Here is a 6,469-nt window from a genome sequence, read left to right as displayed (position 1 = left end):
CATGAGCCAGGCCCCTTCGATAGCCCCCTCTCCCCTGCCCCCTCCCCGCAAGCGGAGAGAGGGAGAAAGGAAAATCGCCCCGCAGCACGGGCTGCGAGGCGATCTTCTCCAGGTCCTCGGAGGGACGGCTCAGAACGGGAAGAGCGCGTCGTAGATCTGCTGGCCCCAGCGCGCCTGCTGCGCGTCGGTGAGCTGGCCCTTGCCGCCATAGATCACGCGCGCCTCGGCGATCTGCGAATGGCGGATCGAATTGTCGCGGGCAATGTCCTCGGGGCGGATCAGGCCGGTGATGATCAGCTCGCGCATCTCGAAATTCACCCGGACTTCCTGGCGGCCCTTGATCATCAGATTGCCATTGGGAAGCACCTGCGTGACGATGGCGGCCATCGTCATGTTGATGGTCTCCGAGCGGGCGGTGGTGCCGCCGCCGGCATATTTCGAACCCGAATTGGTCTCGAGCGCGGCATTGGCGTCGGCGCCGAGCAGCTTCTTCACCGGGCTGATGCCGAGCAGGCCGCCCAGGCCGCCGCTCTCGCTGCCGCCGCGGGTGCGCGAGGTGTTGTTGCCCAGGTCCGCCTTGTCGGCGATGTTGATCCGGATCGTCAGGATGTCGCCGGTCTTGTTCGCGCGCTGATCGCGGAACAGCGCGCCGGCCCCGGTGCGGAACAGCGAGGCGCTGCTGCTGCCCTGCGGCTGTGGCTGAACTGCGACGGTGCTGCCGCTGCGGATGCGATCAGCCGGCATCGCGAGCGACGGCTCGACCTCCGCCACCTCGACCGGCTGGATCTCGGAAAGCTTGGGGGCCTTGCCCACCTGCTTCAGCCGCCCGACGGCACCGCAACCCGAAAGCGTGGCGCAGATGGCCATCGCGAGAATGATCTTGCGCATGATAGCTTCCCTCAAGGCGTGACGATGCGCACGGCGCCGGTGGCCTCGACGACCCCGTCCAGCGTGCGATTGGTTGCATTGGCGACGACCCGGACGGCCTCGCCCTTCGAGCCGCCACCGAGCGCGCGGCCCGCCGCGGTGATGATCAGCGGGCCGCTGACGATCCGGATCGTCACCGGCTCCCCGCGCCGCACCATCTGCGGGCGCATCAGGTCGGCCTGGCGCACCACCGTGCCCGCAGGCAGGTTGCGCGCGGCTTCCATGCCGGCGGCCTGGTCGATGGTGAGCGCGCCGCGCGCGGTGGCGGCGGGGCGCTGCTCGACGGCGAAGTCGCCCGCCTCGATCCGGTCGCCTTTCTGCACGGCGTGGCCGAGCACGGCGACCGGCACCTCCTCGGGGATGCCGAAAGCGAGCAGCGCAAAGCCGACGAGGCCGAGCATCAGCGCAGCTGGCTGGTGGTGGCCAGCATCTCGTCGGCGGTCTTCACGACCCGGCTGTTCATCTCATAGGCGCGCTGCGCGGTGATCAGCGCCGTGATCTCGGCCACGGGATTGACGTTCGAGGCCTCGACATAGCCCTGCATCAGCGTGCCGAAACCGGGATCGCCGGGGGCGCCGGCGATCGGCGCGCCCGAAGCCGAGGTCTCGAGGAACAGGTTGCCGCCCTTGGCCTCCAGGCCGCCTTCGTTGACGAAAGTGGCGAGCTGGAGCTGGCCGAGCGTCTGCGGCGTCGGGTTGCCCGAGAGGACGACATCGACCTGGCCGGTCTTCGAGACATTCACGCTCACGGCGTTCTGCGGCACGGTGATGCCCGGCTGGACCGGGAAGCCGTCGGAATTGACCAGCTCGCCCTGGTCCGACACGCCGAACGAACCGTCGCGGGTATAGCCGGTGGTGCCGTCGGGCAGCGTGATCTGGAAATAGCCATGGCCCTGGATCGCCAGGTCATACTGGTTGTCGGTCTGCTGGGTCGAACCCTGCTCGTTGATCCGGTAGATCGCGCCGGTCTTCACGCCCGAGCCGATCTGGATGCCGGTGGGGCTCATCGTCTGCGCGCTGGTCGCCGAACCGGGGCGCACGACCTGCTCGTAGAGAAGGTCCTGGAACTCGGCCCGCTGGCGCTTGAAGCCGGTAGTGTTCATGTTGGCGATGTTGTTCGAGATCACGTCGACATTGGTCTGCTGCGCGAGCATGCCCGTCGCGGCGATGGAAAGTGTACGCATGGGACTGGTTCCTTATGCTCGATATTGGGGTCAGCCGACCTTGCTCAGCCGGTCGATCGCCGACTTGCGCATGTCGTTCATGCTCTGGGAAAGGTTCTGGCTGGTCTGATAGGCACGCAGGATCTCCACCATGTCGGTGGTTTCCTGGATCGCGTTGACATTGGAGCCTTCGAGGCCGCCGTTCACCAGATGCGTCTGCTCCGACGGGAGCTCGCGGCCGCCGGTGCCGCTGAACAGCCCGTCGCCGCGCGGATCCACACCGGCCTCGTCGAACTGCGTCACGGTGACGCGGCCAAACGGGCCGCCGGGCCCGTTGACCGTGCCGTCCTTGCCGATCGAGATCTGGTTGGCCGCTTCCTGCGGGATGGTGATCGGCTTGCCGCCCTCGCCCAGCAGCTTGTTGCCGGTGGAGGTGGCGAGCTCGCCGGTGGGGAGCATCTTGAGCTGGCCCGCGCGCGTATAGGCAGTGCTGCCGTCGGGCGCCTGGACCGAGAAATAGCCCTGCCCCTCGATCATCAGGTCGAGCGGGTTGCCGGTGGGCTGGAAGCCGCCCTGGCTGAAATCATGGACCGCGCCGTAATCGAGCACGAACGACGTCTGCTTCGCCGGCTTCACCGCGCTGTCCGTCTTCTCGACATATTCGCGGAAGACCGGCTGCTCGCGCTTGAAGCCGACCGTGTTCATGTTGGCGAGATTGTTCGCCGCCACGTCCATGCGACGGCGCAGCGCCGTTTCCTGGCTCAGCAGCACATAGGAAGAAATGTCCACCGGACGTCCCTCAAAAATTCGCACTAGGCAACAATTGCCGGGCGCTGATCCTATAATAGGAGAAAATGCACCGACGCGGTGTCGGCGTGCAGATTTCGGAAGGTCACCAGGGAATGTCGTCTCCGGAAATCATCGAGGAGGGCGCGGAAGCCGCGAAGGCAACCGAGCCCAAATCGAGGAAGAAGCTGATCCTCATCGGTGCCGTGGCCGGCGTGCTGCTGCTCGGCGGCGGCGGCGGCGCGGCCTTCATGTTCTCCGGCCCCAGCGCCAAGGCGGAAGGCGCCAAGGACGCGCATGGCGGCGCCAAGGACGCGGCGAAGAGCGACGGCGGCCATGGCGAGGCGGCAGATGACGCGGGCAAGGGCGCCTTTGTCGATGTGCCGGCGATGCTGGTGAACCTGCGCTCGCCCGACGGGCAGGCCCGCTTCCTGAAGATCCACTTCATGATCGTGCCCGGCGACGGCATCGCGCCGGACGGCCTGAAGGAGAAGCTGCCGCTGGTGCTGGACAGCTTCCAGCCCTTCCTGCGCGAGTTGCGCCCCGAGGACCTGTCCGGATCCGCCGCGGTCTTCCGGATCAAGGAAGAGATGATGGTGCGCGCCACCGCCACGCTCGGCGAGGGGCAAGTGAAGGACATCCTCATCCAGGACCTGGTGCAGCAATGATCGATCTCGAGGATTTCGACCTCCCCGATCCCCCTGCCCCTCCGGGCGAGATGGGCGGCGGCGTGTTCGACCAGGCCGACATCGACGCGCTGTTCGGCGATGTGGGGCCGATCGCCCGCAAATCGGGCCTGCGCGCCGTCATCGAATCCAAGGTCATCAGCCACGAGCGGCTGCCGATGCTCGAAGTGGTGTGCGACCGGGTGGTGCGTTCCTTCGCCAGCTCGATGCGCAACCTCACCTCGGACGGCGTCGACGTGAGCCTGGAGGAAGTGACCTCCACGCGCTTCGGCGAGTTCATGAACCGCGTCGCCCTCCCCGCGATGGTGGGCGTGTTCAAGATCGAGGAATGGGAGAGCTACGGCCTCGTCACCGTCGATTCCAACCTGATCTATTCGGTGGTCGACGCGCTGCTCGGCGGGCGCGGCGGCGGCGGCTCGCCGATGGTGATCGACGGCCGCGCCTTCACCACCATCGAGACCGGCCTGGTCTCGCGCATGCTGACGCTGGCGCTGAACGACTTCTCGGAGGCCTTCGCCCCGATCGAGCCGGTGAACATGAATCTCGAGCGCATCGAGACCAACCCGCGCTTCGCGGCAATCGCCGGCGTGTCCAACATCTGCGCCACCGCGACCTTCCGCGTCGACATGGACGGGCGCGGCGGACGGTTCACGCTGGTGTTCCCCTATGCGACGCTGGAGCCGGTACGCGACAAGCTGCTCCAGCGCTTCATGGGCGAGAAGAGCGGCCGCGATAGCATCTGGGAGGCGCACATGGCCGCCGAGGTGCGCAAGACCAACGTCTCGATGAGCGTGCTGCTGGGTGAGAAGGCGATGTCGATCGCCGACCTGCGCAACCTCGAGATCGGCCAGACCATCGCGCTCCACAAGAGCCCGGACGACGCGCTCGACGTCGCCTGTGGCGGCGTGAAGCTTGCCCAGGGCCAGATCGGCCAGCGCAACGGCCAGGTCGCCGTGCGCCTGATCAACGATGTTTCCTCCGACAAGAAGGTGAAGCAATGAGCATCGCGCTACTCGCCAATGTGCTGACCATCATCCTGTGCATGGCCGTGCTCGTGCAGAGCGTGCGGATGATGAAGAGCCTGCGCACCGTGAAGGACGGCGCGCTCACCCAGGTGGTCGAGGCCCTGCAGGTCGCCACCGTCCAGGCCCGCGCCGTGCTTTCGGACATGAAGCACACGCTGGGCACCGATTGCGCCCGCCACGCCCAGCTGGTCGAGCGCGCCCGCGAACTGCGCGACGAGCTGAGCCTGATGACCGGCATCGCCGACGCCGCCGCCGAGCGGATCGTCAACGCGGTCAGCATGGCCAATGCGCAGCGCGACCAGGAGGAAGACGAGCAGGGGGCCGAAGCCGAAGGCGACGCCCCGCTGGCGGAGGCCGCGTGATGGCGCGCCCCTCGCTCCTCCTGCTCACTGCCGGGGTGACCGGGCTCGCGGTGGTCGCCAATGCGGCCACGATCGCGACCGGCCAGCAGGAGGCCGACCAGACCCGGCTCGGCAACGCGATCACGCAGGACTTGAGCGATCGCGACGTCGCGGCCGCGCGCCGCAAGCGCGGGCTCGACCTGCGCGAGCAAGCGGCCAAGGCCGCCTCGGCCCGGCTCGCCGCCGATGTGGAGGCGCGCCGCAAGCAGGACGAAGCGCAGCAACCGGCCGGCATGGGCCCGGGCGGCGCTCCCGGCGCGCCTTCGCCGGCGGACTCGCAGTTCGACGAATTGGCCCGGATCTATCAGGCGATGAAGCCCAAGGCCGCCGCGGTGGTCTTCGAGCAGCTCGACATGGAAGTGCAGATGAAGGTCGCGCAGCGGATGCGCGAGCGATCGACCGCGATGATCATGGCGGCGATGTCGCCCAAGGGCGCCGCGGCGCTGAGCATGGCGATGGCCCGCCGCAACGCCGTGCATCCGCAGGCGCAAGCGGCCATCCGCCCCCAGCCCGGCCAGGCGCTGGCCCCGGCCGCGACCGCGCGCCGCTGACGCCGGCACGGAAAGGGCCGCCCCGGCGTGCTGCCGGGGCGGCCCTTTCCTGATTCCGGGACATCCGATCAGCTGGTGCGCGCGTCGACTTCGACGATCAGCACGCGGACCAGGTCCGGCTCGGCGGCCTTGAGCGCGGCGGTGAGGTCGTGATCGAGCCGCTGTGCGTCGACCGCCCGCAGTGCCGACGCGTTGAGCCGGGCGAAATCCAGCCCCGCCGCCACCGTCGCGGCGCGCAGTACCGGCATTTCGCTCTTCAGCTTGGCCGCGACTTCCGCGGTGCCCGCATCGATCACCAGCTTGAAGCGCAGCGCGCCGTTGACGCGATCGGCATCGACGATCGGCACGGTGACTTCCTCCATGGGCACCAGCTGCAAGCCTTCGCCCGCGACGGCGCCGCCGCCCGAAGCCTGCGCACCACCGACCGGCAGCGGCAATGCCGCAAGACCGAGCGCCACCAGCGTTTCGCGTCGCAAAATCCCGTCCTCCGATATCGGCACCCGGCGCCCGCACCGGGCACCCATCCCTCTATAATAGAATGGAATGAGCGAGCAGGTGACGAGTTGAGCCACGATCAGCGCCCGAGAAAGATGCGTGTCGTCCAGGACGGAGGCCATCCCAATGTGCGGATGACCATCGAGGACACCGCCGAAACCGTGCGCCCGCCGGCGCCTGCGCCCGCTCCGGCGAAAGCCGCGTTGCCGATGCTGCACGCCATTCTCTTCCTGCTCGCCTGCATCGGCGGCGGCATCGCCGTCGTCGCGATCCGGCCATTCGGGCTCGGCTGATGCGCAGTCTGTTCCTGGTTCTCGCCGCGGGCGCCACAGCCGCGCCCGCCGCCACGACGCCCGCCCCGCACGGCACGCCCGCGCCGGCGGCGACGCCTGCCCCCACCGCCCCTCCGGCCGCCGCCGGCGCGGGCGTGCCGTGC

The 6,469-nt window shown here is 68.4% G+C and carries 10 protein-coding genes; 5 read left to right on the top strand and 5 right to left on the bottom strand.

What is annotated here, in order from left to right:
• Positions 1–129: 129 nt before the first annotated feature.
• Genes flgH through flgF form a run of 4 tightly spaced genes read right to left on the bottom strand, consistent with a single transcriptional unit; the run spans position 130 to position 2,878 of the window.
• Positions 130–888: a flagellar basal body L-ring protein FlgH gene (gene flgH, locus FFS08_RS23160; RefSeq protein ID WP_137865092.1), complete on the bottom strand. Its 759-nt coding sequence runs from the start codon at positions 886–888 to the stop codon at positions 130–132.
• Positions 889–899: 11 nt separating this feature from the next.
• Positions 900–1,328, bottom strand: coding sequence for a flagellar basal body P-ring formation chaperone FlgA (gene flgA, locus FFS08_RS23155; RefSeq protein ID WP_137865091.1), 429 nt, complete (start codon positions 1,326–1,328; stop codon positions 900–902).
• Positions 1,328–2,110, bottom strand: coding sequence for a flagellar basal-body rod protein FlgG (flgG, locus tag FFS08_RS23150; RefSeq protein ID WP_137865090.1), 783 nt, complete (start codon positions 2,108–2,110; stop codon positions 1,328–1,330). Before flgG ends, flgA begins: the two co-directional genes overlap by 1 nt.
• Before the next feature lie 30 nt (positions 2,111–2,140).
• Entirely contained in the window at positions 2,141–2,878 is a 738-nt protein-coding gene (flgF, locus tag FFS08_RS23145) for a flagellar basal-body rod protein FlgF (RefSeq protein WP_137865089.1), read from the bottom strand.
• 65 nt (positions 2,879–2,943) lie between these two features.
• On the opposite strand from flgF, the gene FFS08_RS23140 reads away from it, so the two are divergent.
• From FFS08_RS23140 to FFS08_RS23125, 4 genes are read left to right on the top strand one after another with little or no spacing between them, the layout of a single operon-like run.
• The gene (locus FFS08_RS23140; protein WP_249341295.1) at positions 2,944–3,543 is read left to right on the top strand and encodes a flagellar basal body-associated FliL family protein; all 600 of its coding nucleotides are present in this window, start codon (positions 2,944–2,946) and stop codon (positions 3,541–3,543) included.
• A complete protein-coding gene (fliM, locus tag FFS08_RS23135) occupies positions 3,540–4,562 on the top strand; it encodes a flagellar motor switch protein FliM (RefSeq protein WP_137865088.1) in 1,023 nt (340 codons plus the stop codon). The genes FFS08_RS23140 and fliM overlap by 4 nt, the downstream gene beginning before the upstream one ends.
• Complete coding sequence (locus FFS08_RS23130; protein WP_249341294.1) at positions 4,559–4,948, top strand: DUF6468 domain-containing protein; 390 nt, start codon at positions 4,559–4,561, stop codon at positions 4,946–4,948. Before fliM ends, FFS08_RS23130 begins: the two co-directional genes overlap by 4 nt.
• Positions 4,948–5,538 (top strand): MotE family protein, encoded by a 591-nt coding sequence (locus FFS08_RS23125; RefSeq protein WP_249341293.1) that lies wholly within the window; start codon positions 4,948–4,950, stop codon positions 5,536–5,538. Before FFS08_RS23130 ends, FFS08_RS23125 begins: the two co-directional genes overlap by 1 nt.
• Before the next feature lie 68 nt (positions 5,539–5,606).
• Here FFS08_RS23125 and FFS08_RS23120 read toward each other — a convergent pair whose 3' ends face one another.
• A complete protein-coding gene (locus FFS08_RS23120; protein WP_249341292.1) occupies positions 5,607–6,014 on the bottom strand; it encodes a hypothetical protein in 408 nt (135 codons plus the stop codon).
• A 153-nt stretch (positions 6,015–6,167) separates the two neighbouring features.
• On the opposite strand from FFS08_RS23120, the gene FFS08_RS23765 reads away from it, so the two are divergent.
• Positions 6,168–6,326, top strand: a complete 159-nt coding sequence (locus FFS08_RS23765) for a hypothetical protein (RefSeq protein WP_212742070.1) — start codon at positions 6,168–6,170, stop codon at positions 6,324–6,326.
• The last annotated feature ends 143 nt before the right edge of the window (positions 6,327–6,469 follow it).

Source organism: Sphingomonas sp. 1F27F7B, assembly GCF_005503355.1.
Lineage (GTDB): Bacteria > Pseudomonadota > Alphaproteobacteria > Sphingomonadales > Sphingomonadaceae > Sphingomonas.
The sequence above is the reverse complement of the archived record's forward strand: the minus strand, read 5'-3'. Positions and strand labels throughout refer to the sequence as shown.